The sequence below is a fragment of the Verrucosispora sp. NA02020 genome, from assembly GCF_013364215.1.
Classification (GTDB): domain Bacteria; phylum Actinomycetota; class Actinomycetes; order Mycobacteriales; family Micromonosporaceae; genus Micromonospora.
In genome coordinates this window covers 1,359,658-1,375,849 of sequence record NZ_CP054923.1, presented here as the reverse complement: position 1 = coordinate 1,375,849, position 16,192 = coordinate 1,359,658, and the positions used below count along the sequence as shown (strand labels likewise).

The window sequence follows — 16,192 nt, the reverse complement described above, 5'->3', positions numbered from 1 at the left end:
TGCATAGCAGGGGTCCCCTCCTTACATCTCAGCCGGCGACCACGCGGAGCGGGGAACCGCTGAGCACGTCCAGGACGGGGCGCGTACCCACCGGGGCTTTCAGCGTCACCTCGGCCGGGTGCAGGTTGAGCATCTCGTCGCAGCCGCCGGTCGGCGGCACGACCGTGCCGCCGACCACGATCACGTGGTCCTGTTCCCAGACCAACGGGGTGATCTCGGTGTCGCAGCTGCCCACCCCGAGCCGGTACCTCAGCGTCGTCCCCTCGACCGCCTCGATGTCCTGCGCGCCCACCAGGCCCGGTTCGGGCGTCTCGGACGGCGGCACCGGCGCGGGCGGGGTGGCGACCGCCTCGGGCGCGACCGCGACCCGGGCCACCACCGCGCCGATCTCCGGCACGGTGAACAGCCATGCCGGCACCTGCGCCGCCCCCCGGGCGGTGTGTACCGGCGCGGTACCCAGTTCGACCTTGGTGACGGTGAGCGCGACGCAGTCACCCTGCGGCCGGCTGCCGACCGCGCTGTCCGGTCCACCGCCCGGCGCGGGTGCCGGCGGGATGGCGGGGTCCGTCGGCCCCGGGCAGGCGCCGGGGTCGCCCTGGCGCAGTTCGCGGTACGCCTGCGCCGCGCTGACCAGCGGCACCCGTGCCGAACCGTCCGGGAAGCGTACGGTGCCGTCGGCCGGCTTCCGGTCGGGCAGGTCCACGGTGGCGCGGTACCACCCGGCCTGGAAGGCGGTCTTGGTCTGTGGGGTGAAGTCGGGGTCGCCGACGAGCACGGTGGGTTCCTGCAACGGTACGAATCCCGTGGTCCACGCGTCGTCGGGCTGCCATGCCTGCGCCACCGCCGCCGCCCGCCGGGTGAACGCCCCCTGCCGGTCCTCCGGGCCACCCGACTGGCCGGACGCGGCTCCGGACTCGTCCGGCTCGGTTCCCACCGGAGCGCATCCGGCCACGATCATCATCAGGGGCAGGCCCAACAGGGCGACTGATCGGCGCATACCGGTTCGACGGGTGAACGCCCGACGGGGTTCCGCAGCCGGGGCGGGAACGACTGCGCGCCCCGGTCGTGACGACCGGGGCGCGCAGTACGGGGGTGGAGGTGCCGGGAATCGAACCCGGGTCCTTCGCTGCCTTGTCAGGGCTTCTCCGAGCGCAGCTCGCTGTGCCTCTACTCGGCCCCTCCGATCACGCGAGCGAGTCGGTGTGACGGGCCCAGTCGCTGATTAATCTCGCCGCACGGACCCCGCGACCGGGTCCGGTTGGCCAGCCTTCTAGCTGATGCCGGCTATCTGGGTCGAAGGCGCTCCCAGGCCGACAGACTCACTACTCGCCTCAGGCGGCGAGAGCGAAGTCAGCGCGATTGTTCTTGGCGCTTATTGGTTTCCGACGAACGATTCTCGAGACGACGTCGGCTTCCTCGGCTCGCTTCCCCTGCCGCAACACACGAAGTCGAAACCAGTCACCCCCTCGACGTGCCGCCGGACTCCGGCGACTCCGACAAGCCTAACGCCTGCCGCAACCGGATTCATCCCGAGCCCGGGTCGACCGACCAGGACAAGGATGATCCGGACAAATCAACTATCCATCCCCTTGCCGCGCCGACCGACGGCCCGCGCGATCTCCCGGTCCGCGTCCCGCTTGGCGAGGTCCTGGCGCTTGTCGTACGCCTTCTTGCCCTTGGCGAGGCCGATCTCCACCTTGGCCCAGCCGTCCTGGAAGTAGACCTGCAACGGCACCAGCGTCAGACCGCTCTCCCGGATCTTGCCGATCAGCCGGTCGATCTCCAGCCGCTTGAGCAGCAGCTTGCGGGTCCGCCGGGGCTCGTGGTTGGTCCAGGTGCCCTGGGTGTACTCGGGGATGTGCATCCCGTGCAGGAACATCTCGCCGTCACGTTCCTGGGCGAACGCGTCGACGAGCGACGCCCGCCCGGCCCGCAGCGACTTCACCTCGGTGCCGGTCAACGCCATGCCCGCCTCGTACGTGTCGAGGATGGCGAAGTCGTGCCGGGCCTTCTTGTTGGAGGCGACGACCTTGCGTCCCTTTTCCCGTGGCATCGCCGGCCCCCTCTCTCGTGAACGCTCCCGGCCGGCGACGCGGCCCGCCGCAGAGCGGAGATCATGCTACCCGAACGACAAGGGCCCGCCCGCGCCGTTTATTCCGACGCCGGCGGGCCCTGCCGAGGCTGCCTTAGACCCGCAGGTAGAAGCGGAGGGTGACCCAGGCGGTGACCGCGCTGATCAAACCACCGACACCGGCCATGATCGGGAAGGTCAGCAGGATCTCGCCCCAGCTCACCGGCGCGAAGAGCCCCTGGAGAGCGCTGAGCGCGCCGTCGAAGAGGAACACCTTCAAGGCGACCAGCGCTCCGAGGCCGAGGACCGAGCCGATCAGACCGGCGACCACCGCCTCCAGCACGAACGGTGCCTGGATGAACCAGTTGGAGGCACCGACCAGTTTCATGACCGCGACCTCACGCCGCTTGCTGTACGCCGCCACCTGGATCGTGTTGGCCACCAGCAGCAGCGCCGCGACAGCCATCGCGACGGCCGCGACGAGTGCGATGTTCTGCCCGGCGGTGAAGAGGTTGAAGATCTTGTCGAGCACCTGACTCTGGTCGACGACCTGGTCGACGCCGGCCGTCCCGGTGTACTGGTCGGCGATGGTCCGGTACTGCTCCGGGTCCACCAGCCTGAGCCGGTACGACTCCGGCAACTGGTCGGCCTTGACCGCGCTCAGCAGGTCCGGCGAGTCGCGGAACATCTCCTGGAAGCGCTGGAACGCCTCGTCCTTGTTGACATAGGTGACCTGCGAGATCAGCGGGTCGGCCTCCAGTTGGCCGGCGATCGCGGTCCGCTGCTCCTCGGAGACATCGGCCTCAAGGAAGATCGAGACCTCGATGTTCTCGAAGTAGAGCTGCTTCATGTCGGCGACCTTGGTGTAGATCAGGCCGCTGGCGCCGAGCATGGTCAGCGAGACCCCCATCGTGATGATCATCGCGATGGTCATGGTCACGTTGCGCCACAGTCCGACCAGTACCTCGGACAGGACGTATTTCATCCGCATCGGGATTTCCTCCGGCTCTCCGGCGTGAGGTGTTCGTCGTCAGATCGGGGTGCGGTGGGTTGCGCTCGTCACCCGTAGACGCCGCGGGCCTGGTCGCGAACGATGCGCCCACTCTCGATCTCGATGACGCGGCGCCGCATCTGGTTCACGATGTTGGAGTCGTGCGTGACCATCACGACGGTCGTGCCGGTGCGGTTGATCCGGTCCAGCAGGCGCATGATCTCGATGGAGGTGTCCGGGTCCAGGTTTCCGGTCGGCTCGTCCGCCAGCAGGATCAGCGGGCGGTTCACGAACGCCCGGGCCACCGCCACACGCTGCTGCTCACCACCGGAGAGCTCGTGCGGGTAACGGTGCTCCTTGCCGCCGAGACCGACCAGCTCCAGGACCTCCGGCACGACCCGGCGGGCCACCGCCTTGGTCTTGCCGATCACCTCGAGCGCAAAGGCCACGTTCTCGTACGCCGTGCGGTTCGGCAGCAGCCGGAAGTCCTGGAAGACGCAGCCGATCGAGCGACGGAAGTGCGGGCGCTTCCAGGAGCGCATCGACGTCACGTCCTTGCCGTTCACCACGACGCGACCCTTGTTGGGGGCCACCTCGTGGAGCAGCATCTTGATGATCGTGGACTTGCCGGAGCCGGATGGGCCGATGAAGAAGACGAACTCGCCCTTGTCGATCGACACGGACACGTTGTCGAGCGAAGGCCGCGACGCCTTCGGGTACGTCTTCGTCACTTGCTCAAGCTGAATCACGGGTGGTGAGTCTACGCGGTGTAACTGTCGTGCCAAGTCCCACGCCCCGCCGTTGCGGGCCATGTCATCTAATCAGCACGTCAGGTGGAGATCGATGCTGCAATCCGCCCACGATCGATCACGCACTGTCGCCGGCCAGTTGCTGCTGCTTGCGCCAGCGGATGCCCGCCTCGATGAAGGAGTCCAGCTCACCGTCGAAGACGGAACTCGGGTTGCCGGTCTCCTGCTCGGTCCGCAGATCCTTCACCATCTGATAAGGGTGCAGAACGTACGACCGCATCTGGTCGCCCCAGGAGCCCGCCGCGTCGGTCTTCAGGCCCTGGAGCTTGGCCTGCTCCTCCTGGCGCTTGCGCTCCAACAGCCGGGCCTGGAGCACCCGCAACGCCGACGCCTTGTTCTGGAGCTGGGACTTCTCGTTCTGGCAGGTCACCACGATGCCGGTCGGAATGTGCGTGATCCGCACGGCGGAGTCGGTGGTGTTGACGCTCTGTCCACCCGGTCCGGACGACCGGTAGACGTCGATCCGCATCTCGTTCTCGGGGATGTCGATGTGGTCGGTCTGCTCCACCACCGGCAGCACCTCGACCCCGGCGAAGCTGGTCTGCCGCCGGCCCTGGTTGTCGAACGGACTGATCCGCACCAGCCGGTGGGTGCCCGACTCCACGCTGAGCGTGCCGTACGCGTACGGCACCTTCACCGTGAAGGTGGCCGACTTCAGGCCCGCCTCCTCGGCGTAGGAGGTCTCGTAGACCTCCGTCGGGTAGCCGTGCCGTTCCGCCCAGCGCAGGTACATCCGCAGCAGCATCTCGGCGAAGTCCGCCGCGTCCACGCCACCGGCGCCGGCCCGGATGGCCACCAGCGCCTCCCGGGAGTCGTACTCGCCGGAGAGCAGGGTGCGGACCTCCATCTCCTGGACGGCCTTGCCCAGTCCGGCGATCTCCGTCTCGACCTCGGTGAGCACACCGGAGTCGGCCTCGGCTTCGGCGAGCTCCAACAGCACGTTCGCGTCGTCGATCCGCGCGCGCAGGCTGCCGAGCTTGTCGATCTCCCCGTTGACGTAGGAGAGCTGGGAGGTCACCTGCTGCGCCCGGGCCTGGTCGTCCCACAGGTCCGGGGCGGACGCCTCCTGCTCCAGGCGGGCCTTGTCCGCGCGCAGGCGATCGAGGTCGAGCACCGCCTCGATGTTGCGCAGGGTGGCGTCGAGGTCCTTGAGCTGTTCGGCGTAGTCGGCAGCGGTCACGACAGACAAGACTACTGCTCGGGCGAGGAGTGAGCTTGCGAGCCCCGCAGTCCCGGGCCAAATCCCCCCTGCCCGGGCGGGTCGTCAGCCGACGGGGGCGCTCTTGAGCCAGGTCAGGGCGGCCTTGTGGTAGGCCACGGCGAACTCCAACGCGCTGGCGTCGAAGTTGTCGCCTTCCTTCTTGGCGCTCTTGACCTGCTCACGGACCCGGGCCAGGGCCTCGGTGTGGTACTCGTTGGCCGCCACCTGGAGGTTCTTGAGCTGGCTCGACGAGTGCAACTGGCCGAAGGCGATACGCAGGGCGATCGGGTTGCGGATGGTGTCCCGCCCGGGGTCCTCCGCGAGCCAGCGGGAGAATGTCCGCTTGCCGGCGGCCGTGATCGCGTACGGTTGACTCATCCGCGGCCCGGGTTTGCCCAGCCGGACGAAGCCCCGCTCGGCCAGCACCGGCAACTCCCGGTAGACCTGGCTGCGGGTCATCGACCAGTACGGCGCCAGTCGGCGCTCGGCGGCGGCCATCAACTGGCCACCTGTCATGGGTCCCTCGTGGAGCAGCCCGAGTAGGGCCGCCGCCGTGGGGTTGACTCCGGATTCCGCCATGCCGCTTACGCTGCCACTTTGCTGAGCCGGCGTCCAGGATTTCACCGTTTCGCCACCCATTGGGGTTTCCTATGTGCACTGTCGGCGCACGACGGTGCCCCGCAGCCGCCCCACCTGCACCGTTCCGGCCACCCACACCCCCGGCACCCACCCCGACGCCGAGGCCCGGATGTAAGGAGGGGTCCCTTCCTATACACGAGGCGTTAGCAGGGGACCCCTCCTTACATCCGGTTACGTCGCGCTACCTCTCAGCCCATGTGGGGGTAGGTGTGGTCGGTGGGCGGCACGAAGGTCTCCTTGATCGTCCGGGGCGACGTCCAGCGGACCAGGTTGTGCCAGGAGCCGGCCTTGTCGTTGGTGCCGCTGGCCCGGGCGCCGCCGAAGGGCTGCTGCCCGACCACCGCGCCGGTCGGCTTGTCGTTGACATAGAAGTTGCCGGCCGCGTACCGCATCCGCTCGGCCACCGCCTCGACCACCCGGCGGTCGGTGGCGAAGATCGACCCGGTCAGGGCGTACGGGGCGATCGACTCGGCCTGGGTGACCACGTCGTCGAAGCGGGTGTCGTCGAAGACGTGCACGCCGAGGATCGGGCCGAAGTACTCGGTGGTGAAGGTCTCGTGGGCGGGATCGCCGCACTCGAAGATCGTCGGGCGGACGAACCAGCCGACCGAGTCGTCGGCGGTGCCGCCCGCGATGACCCGACAACTGTCGTCGCCGGAGATCAGGTCCAGCGCGGCGGTGTGCCGGGCGAACGCCTTGTCGTCGATGACCGCGCCGCCGAAGTTGCGGAAGTCGGTGACGTCGCCGTAGGCGAGCCCGTCCGCGGTCGCGGCCAGCCGGTCGCGCAGGCCGCCGTCCCAGATCGACCGCGGCACGTACGCCCGGGAGGCGGCCGAGCACTTCTGGCCCTGGTACTCGAAGGCGCCCCGGATCAGCGCGGTGTGCAGGGCGTCGACGTCGGCGCTGGGGTGCGCCACGACGAAGTCCTTGCCGCCGGTCTCGCCGACCAGCCTCGGGTAGCCACGGTAGCCGGCGATGTTCTCCCCGACCGTGCGCCACAGGTGCTGGAACACCTTCGTGGAGCCGGTGAAGTGGATGCCGGCCAGGTCGGGGTCGGCCAGCACCACGTCGGAGACCTCCTCGCCCCGACCGGTGACCATGTTGATCACGCCGGGCGGTAGCCCGGCCGCCTCGAACAGCCGCATGGTGAAGTGCGCCGCGAACTGCTGCGTCGGGCCTGGCTTCCAGACCACGGTGTTGCCGAGCAGGGCCGGTGCCGAGGGCAGGTTGCCGGCGATCGCGGTGAAGTTGAACGGGGTGACCGCGTAGACGAAGCCCTCCAGCGGCCGGTGGTCGAACCGGTTCCACACCCCGGGCGAGGACATCGGCTGCTCGGCGAGGAGCTTGCGGGCGAAGTGCACGTTGAACCGCAGGAAGTCGATGAACTCGCAGGCGGCGTCGATCTCGGCCTGCACGGCGGTCTTCGACTGGCCGAGCATGGTGGCCGCGTTGAGGGTGTCGCGCCACGGACCGGCGAGCAGTTCGGCGGCGCGCAGGAAGATCGCCGCGCGCTCCTCGAAGGGCAGGGCCCGCCAGCCGGGGGCGGCCTCCTTGGCCGCCGCGACGGCGGCCCGCGCGTCGTCCCGGGTGGCGTGCCCGGTCACCCCGAGCACGTGCGCGTGCCGGTGCGGCTGGACCACGTCGATCGGGTCGCCGCCGGCCATCCGCTGGGTGCCGGCGATGGTCATCGGCAGGTCGATACGCTCGGCGGCGAGTTCGGTCAGCCGCCGTTGGAGCCGTTCCCGGTCGGTGCTGCCCGGCTCGTAGGCGCGTACCGGCTCGTTGTGTGGCTCGGGTACGGAGAACACGGCGTCCATCAGGGCTCCTGGCGATCTCGACGGCGATGGCGAACCCGTCCCGCGATGGCGGGACGCGGTGACGAAACCGTCCCACGGTGGCGGGACCTGGGCCAATACTCCCACGTCCAGCCTCTGTCGATCACACCCCGACCGCCCGACGACCGTCGATCAGGAGGCACTTCTCCTTCTCCGGCATGGATTCGTGCCCCAATGGGGCGTACGGCCGAAGAAAGACAGGCGGCGTGGGCGGCGCTCGGGCTTCGGGCCGGTCATCGGGCGGGACGCGTACGCTGGGTTGCCGGTGACGTACCCGGGCCAGGTCGTCGGGCCCGGCGGTGAAGGGAAGACGATGAGCGACCAGCCCGGCGGTTCGACCGCTGCGCAGCCCGATCGGGCCGAGACCGGCGACCCGGCGGCCACCGGCACTCCCGCCGGACGGCCGCTGCGCGCGCCGGGTGCCCCGGTGCTGGCGCTGCTGGCGATGGGCTGGCTGGCCGCGATGCTCTGGTCCACCCGGGAGGCGATCAGTTCGGCCACCGCCGGGGTCACCGCGGTCAGCCTGTCGGCGTTCGCGCTGCCCGGGGTGATCTCGGCCGCCCTGGTCGCCGGTGCCGCGGTCGGGCTGGCGGCCGGCGAGCCGGTGACCCGCCACCGGGACCGGGCGACCCTGCGGTTCGCGGTGGCGGTCGGCGCCGGCCTGCTGGTCGGGCTCGCCGCCGCTCTCGTGATCGACCTGACCTACGTCGGCAACAGCACCACCCGCACGATCGCGAGCACCACGGCCGCCGCAGCGGTCATCGGCGGCGCGCTGGCGGGTGCGCGCAACGGTGCCGTCGTCGGCGCGGTGGCCTCCGCCACGCTGGGCACGCTGCTGTTCGTGGTGGCCTTCAGCCCGGCCCGGGACCCGCTGTTCAACCTCTTCGGCGCGGGCGACAGCCAGCAGTCGCTGATCGACGCCGCCGCCTGGGTGTCCCGTACGGAATCGCTGCTGGCCGGGCTGATCGCCGGCGCCCTGGCCTTCGGCTATCTCGCCTGGGCCCGGCGGCGGGCCACTCGGCTCGACCGGGCGGTCACCGGGCCGCGCTGGCCGGCGTACCTCGTCGCCGGGGCCGGTCCGGGGCTTCTGCTACTGCTCGCCGAGGTGATCATCCGCATCGGCGGCCGCTCGCTGATCGACCTGGCCGCCGCGCTCAGCGAGGCGGACGCGGTGGCGCAGACCTCGCTGGGCACCTCCCGGGTGGACAACGGCATCTGGGTGCTGTTCGTCGGCGCGCTGACCGCGCTGGTCGCGTTCGGCCGCACGCTCGGCCCGGCCCCCGACGACGAGCCGGAGAGCGGCACCGAGGCCACCGCCGCCGATGGTGCGAGCACCGCCGGTCGCCGAGATCCCCGCTGACTCAGCTCTTCTCGGAGGCCGCGCGCAAGAGCACTTCCAACTCGCTCGGGTCGTACCACTCAAGTTCGTGGTCCTCGGCGCTGTCGACGGTGAACTGCGCGTCCGGGTCGCCGGCCAACGCCTCCGCCACCACCTGCGCGGCGGCGGCCACGTCCGTGGCGGCGTCCGCGCCGTCCACGTGGATGGCCGCCACCGCGGCGGCCGGCACCGCGCCACCCAGCTCGACCACGCTCGACCCGAGCTCGCCGTCGCCCCGCCCGACCGCCCGCGCGGGCAGATCCACCGAGACCACGACCCGGCGACGCGGAGCGGCGGGGTCGTGCCGGATCAGTTGCAGGGCGTCCTGGGCGGCCCGGGTGAAGGCGACGTACTCCAACTCCTCCTCGTCGCCCTCGGCGTACCACTCGCGCAACATCGGCGTCACCGCATGCGCCTGCGCCGCCCCGAGGCCGTCCTCGGAGAGCCTGGCCAGCATCGGTACGGTCGCCGGCACGTAGACCCGCACTAGCTCGTCGGTCACCGGTGGTCTCCCCGCTCTCGTGAACCGGCCTCCGCCGGTCTCGCCGTACGCCCAGACCGTCATACACCCGTACCCGCTCTGGTGGAAGTTCCGCGCCGGTCGGGCGTGTCCGGGTCGTCGGCCGACGCGCGGCGCAGTGGCTGGGCTGGACCAGGTAGACAATGGCAAACTGAGGCAAACGACGCCAACCCGGGGAGTCTCCGTGGAGCCGAGGTTCCTGCTCCTGTCCGACGTGGCCACCGAGCTGAACGTGTCGGACTCGCAGGTCTACCACATGGTACGCAGCGGCGAGCTACCCGCGATCAAGATCGGCGGTCGGGGCCAGTGGCGGGTGGAGCGTGCCCGGCTGGAGGAGTACATCCAGCACAAGTACGCGGAGACCGCCGAGTGGGTCCGAGGCAATCCGCTCGCCGATCGCGACCCGGAGTAGCCACCCGATCCCGCCGCGCCATTGACCGACCCTGATCCATGGCCGAAGATGGAAGCTGTCGAAGGCAAACGAAGGCAAACGCAACCAACGACCGCTGACATCCACCGCTGACATCCCGAGGCGAGGCGCAGTGCGATGACCGACCTCCGGCGACCCGGGCCGCCCCGCCCTCCCGTGCGGCTGCGACCCGCCCCCGCGTTCGACCCGCCGTTCCTGGACGAGGACGCCACCGGCTGGCCCGTCCCGGTGCACGGCCAGCTCGCCCTCGACCTCTTCGCCGGGGCCGGGCCGTGGCCCGTCCGGCGTGAGCCCGACCGGCCGCCCACCCGACGTCCGGTCCTCGGCGCGATTCCCCTGGTCGACGAAGCCGGGCCGCACACCCGCCCGGCACCGTCCGGGCCGGGGGCTGACCGGTCCCGACGACTGCCGCCCGACGCCCTGGTCACGGCCACTCCGGCGGCCACCCGGGTGGCGCACCGTTTCGTGGCGACCTGCCTGGAGGTGTTCAACGGCTTCCGGCCGCCGGTGCAGTTGCGGCGCCACCTCGACCCGGCCCGCACCGCCCACCTGCTGCCCGAGTTGGCCAGGGCCGCCGCCCGAGGCGCCCCGGCCACGCCCCGCCGCCGGTCCACCCGCCCCGGTCTCCGGCTGCGTCGACTGCGTGTCTGCGAGCCGCGTCCGGCCGCCATCGAGGTCGCCGTGGTGCTCACCGGGGCCGCCGGCCGCACCTGGGCGATGGCGCTCCGCCTGGAACACCGACGCGGCACCTGGCTCTGCACCGACCTCCGCGTCCTCTGAGCGCCCCCGGGGCCGCCCGAGGCCGTCCCCGGCGCGCAGGGTCCCCGGCGCGGACGCGACGGAGCCGTGGTCACCAGGACCACGGCTCCGTCGAGAACCCGTCGCGGCGGGGCCGGTAGGCCCGCCGGGTGCGGCGTCAGTCCGCCGAGCCGCCACCGGGGGCGCCGTGGCAGCGCTTGTACTTGCGACCCGAGCCGCAGGGGCACGGCGCGTTACGGGACGGCCCGTTGCTGGCACTCACCTGCCCGGTGGGCGCCGACTGGCGGGCCGTGCTGCCGGCCACGCCCGCGCCGCGACCGGTGGACACGCGCTGTGGTGCCGAGGGAGCCGTCCGACCCGGTGCCGCCGGTTCCGAGCCACCGATGCCGAGGGCGGGGGCACGCTGGTCGTCGCGTTGCACGGCGACCGCACCGGACCCGGCTTCCCCGTCGATGGTCGGCGCGGAATACTGCAGGCCCTGCTGCTGCGGTGCCCGACCCAGGCCCTTGGCCCGCACCTCCACCGGCTTGTCCAGCAGCTGGACCTCCTCGGCCTCCGGCTCCGGCTCGTTGACCTGGACGTCCAGGTTGTAGAGGAAGCCGACCGTCTCCTCCTTGATGCCTTCCATCATGGTGGTGAACATCGCGAAGCCCTCGCGCTGGTACTCCACCACCGGGTCGCGCTGGGCGTAGGCGCGCAGCGAGATGCCCTCCTGGAGGTAGTCCATCTCGTAGAGGTGCTCACGCCACTTGCGGTCGATGACCTGGAGCAGCACCATCCGTTCGAGCTGCCGGGTGCCCTCGGCGCCGAGCTGCTCCTCACGCCGGTCGTAGGCGGCGTTCGCGTCGTCCTTGAACTGCGCGACCAGGAAGTCGGCGTCGATGCTGGCGCGCGAGCCGCCGGCCTCCTCCTCGACGTCCTCGATGGTGATGCCGACCGGGTAGAGCTGCTTGAGGTTGGTCCAGAGCTGCTCCAGGTCCCAGTCCTCGGCGTACCCGTCGGAGGTGGCCCCCCGCACGTACTCCTCGACCACGTTGTTGATCATGTTGCGGACCTGGTCGGAGAGGTCCTCACCGTTGAGCACGCGCAGCCGCTCGGCGTAGATCACCTGGCGCTGCTTGTTCATGACCTCGTCGTACTTGAGGACGTTCTTACGGATCTCGGCGTTCTGGCCCTCGATCTGCGCCTGCGCGCCCTTGATCTGGCGGGTGACCATCTTCGACTCGATGGGCACGTCCTCCGGGATGTTGAAGCGCTCCATCACCGCCTCGACCGCACCGGAGCGGAACCGCTTCATCAGGTCGTCCTGGAGGGACAGGTAGAACCGCGACTCACCCGGGTCGCCCTGCCGGCCGGAGCGACCACGCAACTGGTTGTCGATCCGCCGGGACTCGTGTCGCTCGGTGCCGAGCACGTAGAGCCCGCCGGCCGTGGCGACCTCCTCGGCCTCGGCGTCACAGGCCTGCTTCCACTTCGGCATGACCTCTTCGAGCGCCTTGTCGTACTCCTCGGCGTTCTCCTGCGGGTCGAGGCCGCGCTGACGCAGCTCGCTCGCGGCGAGGAACTCGGGGTTGCCGCCGAGCAGGATGTCGGTGCCTCGACCGGCCATGTTGGTGGCGACCGTGACCGCGCCCTTGCGACCGGCCTGGGCGACGATCTCCGCCTCGCGGGCGTGGAACTTCGCGTTCAGCACCGAGTGCGGAATGCCCCGGCGGCGCAGCAGCTGGGACAGGATCTCGGAGTTCTCCACCGAGACGGTGCCGACCAGCACCGGCTGACCGGCCTGGTGCCGCTCCGCGATGTCCTCGATGACCGCGTTGAACTTGGCCTGCTCGGTCTTGTAGATGACGTCCGCGCGGTCGTCCCGGACCATCGGCCGGTGCGTCGGGATGGTCACCACGCCGACCTTGTAGACCTTGTTGAACTCGCCCGCCTCGGTCTGGGCCGTACCGGTCATGCCGGAGAGCTTGTCGTAGAGGCGGAAGTAGTTCTGGAGGGTGATGGTGGCCAGGGTCTGGTTCTCCTGCTTGATCTCCACCCCCTCCTTGGCCTCGATCGCCTGGTGCATGCCCTCGTTGTAACGACGACCGTGCAGGATGCGGCCGGTGAACTCGTCGACGATCAGGACCTCGCCGTCGCTGACGATGTAGTCCTTGTCGCGCTTGTAGAGCTCCTTTGCCTTGATGGCGTTGTTCAGGTAGCCGACCAGCGGGGTGTTCACCGACTCGTAGAGGTTGTCGATGCCGAGCCGGTCTTCGACCTTGGCCACACCGCGCTCGGTGACCGCGATGGTGCGCTTGGAGAAGTCGACCTCGTAGTCGCCCTCGCCGTCCTTGCCGGCCTGCAGGCGGGCCACCACGGCGGCGAACTCGCCGTACCAGCGGGCGGAGTGCTCGGCCGGGCCGGAGATGATCAGCGGGGTCCGGGCCTCGTCGATGAGGATCGAGTCGACCTCGTCGACCACGGCGAAGTTGTGGCCGCGCTGGACCAGCTCGTCCCTCGACCACGCCATGTTGTCGCGCAGGTAGTCGAAGCCGAACTCGTTGTTCGTGCCGTAGGTGATGTCGCACTCGTAGGCCGCACGGTGCTCGGCGGCCGGACGGTTCGGCAGCACCACGCCGACGCTGAGGCCGAGGAACTCGTGCACCCGGCCCATCCAGGCGGCGTCACGCTGGGCCAGGTAGTCGTTCACCGTGACCACGTGCACGCCCTCGCCGGACAGCGCGTTGAGATAGACCGGCATCACCGAGGTCAGGGTCTTGCCCTCACCGGTCTTCATCTCGGCGATGTTGCCGAAGTGCAGCGCGGCACCACCCATCACCTGCACGTCGTACGGCCGCTGGCCGAGCACGCGCGCCGCCGCCTCCCGGCAGACCGCGAAGGCCTCGGGCAGCAGGTCGTCCAGGGTCTGCCCCTCCGCGAGGCGCTCCCTGAACTGCTCGGTCATGCCGCTCAGCTCTTCGTCGGTGAGGTTGACGTAGTCGTCCTCGATCGAGTTGACGGCGGCGGCGATCGCCTTGAGGCGACGCACCATGCGCCCCTCGCCCGCGCGGAGGACCTTTTCCAGAATCGACACGGATCAACGCTCCCCTAGACAGTCTCGAACCATCGTAGGCGTTCCCACGGGCCGATGGTCACTGGTGGCGGTGGTCGGCCGCCGTGAAACCGACATAACGCACCGACGGACCGCCCGACCCTCGGTCATCCGGTTACGCCGTGGGCGAACGATCCGGCACGATGTCTCGGATGGAGCCCGTGGAGATCGCCGAGGACGGAGTACTGCTGCGCCCGTGGCAACCCGAGGACGCCGCCGACGTCCACCGCGCCTGCCAGGATCCGGACATTCAGCGCTGGACCACCGTACCCCGCCCGTACCGACCGGTGGACGCCCAGCGGTTCGTCGCCGAGATCGCCCCGGCGGCCTGGACGGCCGGCACCGGAGCACCCTTCGCGGTCTGCGACGCCATCACCGGCACACTGCTCGGCTCCTGCGGGCTCGTCTCGATCGACCGTGGTACGGGCGAGGTCGGCTACTGGACCGCCCCCTGGGCCCGCCGACGCGGCGTGGCGGTACGTGCCACCCGGGCGGTGGCCCGCTGGGCCTTCGACGCGGTGCCCCTGCGCCGCCTGATCTGGCAGGCGGAACTGGGCAACCACGCCTCCCGGTTGGTCGCGCTACGGGCCGGTTTCCGCATCGACGGTCGGCTGCGGCTGGCCGATCCGGCACCCGGGGGCCGACCGGAGGGCTGGATCGGCTCGCTCTCGCCCGACGAGATCCCGGCGCCGGGTGAGGTGGGTCCGGCCGGGCCGGGCACCCTGCCGGCCCGACGGGCGGCGGTCTTCGGCCGGCCACCGCCCGTCCTCTTCGCCACCAGCGGCGACCACGAGCTGCGGCTGCGGGCCATGGAGGAGGACGACCTCGACGCGATCGAGGCCACCTGCCGCGATCCGGAGACCCGGCGCTGGACCAGTCTCCCGACGGACTACCGGCGGCGGGACGCCGAGTCGTTCCTGGAGTACTGCCGTCAGGCGTGGGCCGGGGGCACCGCCGCCGGCTACGCGATCGCCGACCGGCAGGACCGCTACGTCGGCACGATCGACCTGCGGCTCTCCCCCACCGATCCGCTGCTGGCCGACGTCGGCTTCATGACCGCGCCGCACGCCCGTGGCCGGGGTCACCAGACCGCGGCGCTGGCCGCGCTCTGCGCCTGGGGCTTCGCCGTGCTCGGCCTGGCCCGCGTGGAGTGGCGGGCCACCGTCGGCAACGTCGCCTCGCGACGGGTCGCCGAGAAGGTCGGTTTCGCCGTCGAGGGCACCGCCCGGCGGGCCCTCGCCCATCGCGGCACCCGGGTCGACGCCTGGGTCGGCGGCCTGATCGCGGAGGACCTGGCATGACGCCGGCAAGCATCGAGACGGCGGACGTCCGGCTGCGCCCGTTCCGACCGGACGACGTCCCCGACATCGTCGCGGGGTGCGCCGACCCGCTGGTCCAGCGCTACCTCGACGGGCTGCCCCGTCCGTACACCGAGGCCGACGGCCGCTGGTGGGTGGCCGAGGGCGCCCCGGCCGCCTTCGCCGCCGGAGGCGCCGCGTACGCCGTCGCGGACCCCGGCGACGACCGGCTGCTCGGCACGGTCGGGCTGAGTCATGCGGTGCCGCAGCGCGCCCAGGCCGAGATCGGCTACTGGGTGGCGCCGTGGGCGCGCGGCCGGGGTGTCGCCACCGCCGCCACCCGGGCCCTGGCGCAACGGGCCTTCGCCACCGGAACCGCCCGGCTGGAGCTGGTCACCCACGTCGAGAACACGGCCAGCCAGCGGGTCGCGCTGGCCGCCGGCTTCCAACCCGAGGGGGTACGCCGCAGCGGCGGTCCGGTGCGCGGCGGTGGCCGCCGGGACCTGACCGTCTGGGTACGCCTCGCCGACGACCCGCCCGGACCGTCCCCGCGTCCGCTGCCGGACCTGCCCGACGGCCGGCTCACCGACGGGGTGGTCGTGCTGCGCCCGCTCGGTCCCGACGACGCGGACGACATGTTCCGTCTGCACTCCGCGCCGGAGGTGGTGGCCAGCATGGTGCCGCCCGAGCGGCCCACGCGGGACGACGTCGACCGCCGGTGCGCCGGGGCACAGAGTCAGTGGCTGGTCGGCCGGTCCGCCGCCGTGGTCCTGCGGGACGCCGCCAGCGACGCGTTCGTCGGCGGCTGCTCGCTGATCCACGAGGCACCCGCGAGCCAGGCCATGATCGGTTACAGCCTGCTGCCGGAGTGGTACGGGCGCGGGTACGCCACCCGGGCCGTCCGGCTGCTCACCCGGTGGGGGTTCGACCGCGTCGGGCTGGCCCGGCTCTGGGCGGGCACGCTTTCGGAGAACCTCGCCTCGCAGCGGGTCCTGCAGAAGGCCGGCTTCCGGCGCGAGGGGCTGCTGCGCGGGCGGCTGCCCGCCTCGGAGGGCACCCGGGCCGACTCCACGGTGTACGGGCTGCTCCGCACCGACCCGGCGGACTGACCGCTCGGGAGGGCCGGTCGCGCCGCCCCCGGATCGGGCGCTCCCGATCCGGGGGCGG

At 71.1% G+C, this 16,192-nt stretch carries 14 protein-coding genes and 1 other RNA gene; 5 read left to right on the top strand and 10 right to left on the bottom strand.

What is annotated here, in order from left to right; translation table 11 throughout:
• Positions 1–28 precede the first annotated feature (28 nt).
• The 8 genes from HUT12_RS05960 to pruA form a co-directional block, all read right to left on the bottom strand.
• The gene (locus HUT12_RS05960) at positions 29–997 is read right to left on the bottom strand and encodes a hypothetical protein (protein WP_176092738.1); all 969 of its coding nucleotides are present in this window, start codon (positions 995–997) and stop codon (positions 29–31) included.
• A gap of 93 nt (positions 998–1,090) precedes the next feature.
• Positions 1,091–1,466: a transfer-messenger RNA gene (gene ssrA, locus HUT12_RS05955) on the bottom strand.
• Between the two features lie 107 nt (positions 1,467–1,573).
• Positions 1,574–2,053 carry an SsrA-binding protein SmpB gene (smpB, locus tag HUT12_RS05950; RefSeq protein ID WP_131054687.1) on the bottom strand — a complete coding sequence of 160 codons (480 nt, stop codon included), beginning with the start codon at positions 2,051–2,053 and terminating at the stop codon, positions 1,574–1,576.
• A 133-nt stretch (positions 2,054–2,186) separates the two neighbouring features.
• Positions 2,187–3,062, bottom strand: coding sequence for a permease-like cell division protein FtsX (ftsX, locus tag HUT12_RS05945; protein WP_131054688.1), 876 nt, complete (start codon positions 3,060–3,062; stop codon positions 2,187–2,189).
• A gap of 68 nt (positions 3,063–3,130) precedes the next feature.
• Positions 3,131–3,811, bottom strand: a complete 681-nt coding sequence (gene ftsE / locus HUT12_RS05940; RefSeq protein ID WP_117229384.1) for a cell division ATP-binding protein FtsE — start codon at positions 3,809–3,811, stop codon at positions 3,131–3,133.
• A gap of 118 nt (positions 3,812–3,929) precedes the next feature.
• Complete coding sequence (gene prfB / locus HUT12_RS05935; RefSeq protein WP_131054689.1) at positions 3,930–5,051, bottom strand: peptide chain release factor 2; 1,122 nt, start codon at positions 5,049–5,051, stop codon at positions 3,930–3,932.
• Between the two features lie 84 nt (positions 5,052–5,135).
• Positions 5,136–5,651: a PadR family transcriptional regulator gene (locus HUT12_RS05930; protein WP_131054690.1), complete on the bottom strand. Its 516-nt coding sequence runs from the start codon at positions 5,649–5,651 to the stop codon at positions 5,136–5,138.
• A 248-nt stretch (positions 5,652–5,899) separates the two neighbouring features.
• Positions 5,900–7,528: an L-glutamate gamma-semialdehyde dehydrogenase gene (pruA, locus tag HUT12_RS05925; protein WP_176092737.1), complete on the bottom strand. Its 1,629-nt coding sequence runs from the start codon at positions 7,526–7,528 to the stop codon at positions 5,900–5,902.
• A 331-nt stretch (positions 7,529–7,859) separates the two neighbouring features.
• On the opposite strand from pruA, the gene HUT12_RS05920 reads away from it, so the two are divergent.
• Positions 7,860–8,906, top strand: a complete 1,047-nt coding sequence (locus tag HUT12_RS05920; RefSeq protein WP_176092736.1) for a hypothetical protein — start codon at positions 7,860–7,862, stop codon at positions 8,904–8,906.
• 1 nt (position 8,907) lies between these two features.
• On the opposite strand, the gene HUT12_RS05915 is transcribed toward HUT12_RS05920, so the two are convergent.
• A complete protein-coding gene (locus HUT12_RS05915) occupies positions 8,908–9,426 on the bottom strand; it encodes a hypothetical protein (RefSeq protein WP_176092735.1) in 519 nt (172 codons plus the stop codon).
• A gap of 202 nt (positions 9,427–9,628) precedes the next feature.
• Between HUT12_RS05915 and HUT12_RS05910 the strand changes: the two genes are divergently transcribed.
• Together HUT12_RS05910 and HUT12_RS05905 are read left to right on the top strand one after the other, a co-directional pair.
• Positions 9,629–9,856, top strand: a complete 228-nt coding sequence (locus HUT12_RS05910) for a helix-turn-helix domain-containing protein (RefSeq protein ID WP_131057891.1) — start codon at positions 9,629–9,631, stop codon at positions 9,854–9,856.
• 135 nt (positions 9,857–9,991) lie between these two features.
• Positions 9,992–10,654: an Rv3235 family protein gene (locus HUT12_RS05905; RefSeq protein ID WP_176092734.1), complete on the top strand. Its 663-nt coding sequence runs from the start codon at positions 9,992–9,994 to the stop codon at positions 10,652–10,654.
• A gap of 136 nt (positions 10,655–10,790) precedes the next feature.
• Here HUT12_RS05905 and secA read toward each other — a convergent pair whose 3' ends face one another.
• Positions 10,791–13,709 (bottom strand): preprotein translocase subunit SecA, encoded by a 2,919-nt coding sequence (gene secA, locus HUT12_RS05900; RefSeq protein ID WP_131056918.1) that lies wholly within the window; start codon positions 13,707–13,709, stop codon positions 10,791–10,793.
• Between the two features lie 170 nt (positions 13,710–13,879).
• On the opposite strand from secA, the gene HUT12_RS05895 reads away from it, so the two are divergent.
• The gene (locus HUT12_RS05895; protein ID WP_176092733.1) at positions 13,880–15,028 is read left to right on the top strand and encodes a GNAT family N-acetyltransferase; all 1,149 of its coding nucleotides are present in this window, start codon (positions 13,880–13,882) and stop codon (positions 15,026–15,028) included.
• Positions 15,025–16,134, top strand: coding sequence for a GNAT family N-acetyltransferase (locus tag HUT12_RS05890; protein ID WP_176092732.1), 1,110 nt, complete (start codon positions 15,025–15,027; stop codon positions 16,132–16,134). The genes HUT12_RS05895 and HUT12_RS05890 overlap by 4 nt, the downstream gene beginning before the upstream one ends.
• Positions 16,135–16,192: the final 58 nt, after the last annotated feature.

Excerpts from the sequence above, each read along its gene's own strand:
- HUT12_RS05905 (WP_176092734.1), top strand. The coding sequence starts at position 9,992 with ATGACCGACCTCCGGCGACCCGGGCCGCCCCGCCCTCCCGTGCGGCTG.
- HUT12_RS05930 (WP_131054690.1), bottom strand. The coding sequence starts at position 5,651 with ATGGCGGAATCCGGAGTCAACCCCACGGCGGCGGCCCTACTCGGGCTG.
- HUT12_RS05920 (WP_176092736.1), top strand. The coding sequence starts at position 7,860 with ATGAGCGACCAGCCCGGCGGTTCGACCGCTGCGCAGCCCGATCGGGCC.
- pruA (WP_176092737.1), bottom strand. The coding sequence starts at position 7,528 with ATGGACGCCGTGTTCTCCGTACCCGAGCCACACAACGAGCCGGTACGC.
- HUT12_RS05895 (WP_176092733.1), top strand. The coding sequence starts at position 13,880 with ATGGAGCCCGTGGAGATCGCCGAGGACGGAGTACTGCTGCGCCCGTGG.
- HUT12_RS05960 (WP_176092738.1), bottom strand. The coding sequence starts at position 997 with ATGCGCCGATCAGTCGCCCTGTTGGGCCTGCCCCTGATGATGATCGTG.
- HUT12_RS05890 (WP_176092732.1), top strand. The coding sequence starts at position 15,025 with ATGACGCCGGCAAGCATCGAGACGGCGGACGTCCGGCTGCGCCCGTTC.
- ftsX (WP_131054688.1), bottom strand. The coding sequence starts at position 3,062 with ATGCGGATGAAATACGTCCTGTCCGAGGTACTGGTCGGACTGTGGCGC.
- smpB (WP_131054687.1), bottom strand. The coding sequence starts at position 2,053 with ATGCCACGGGAAAAGGGACGCAAGGTCGTCGCCTCCAACAAGAAGGCC.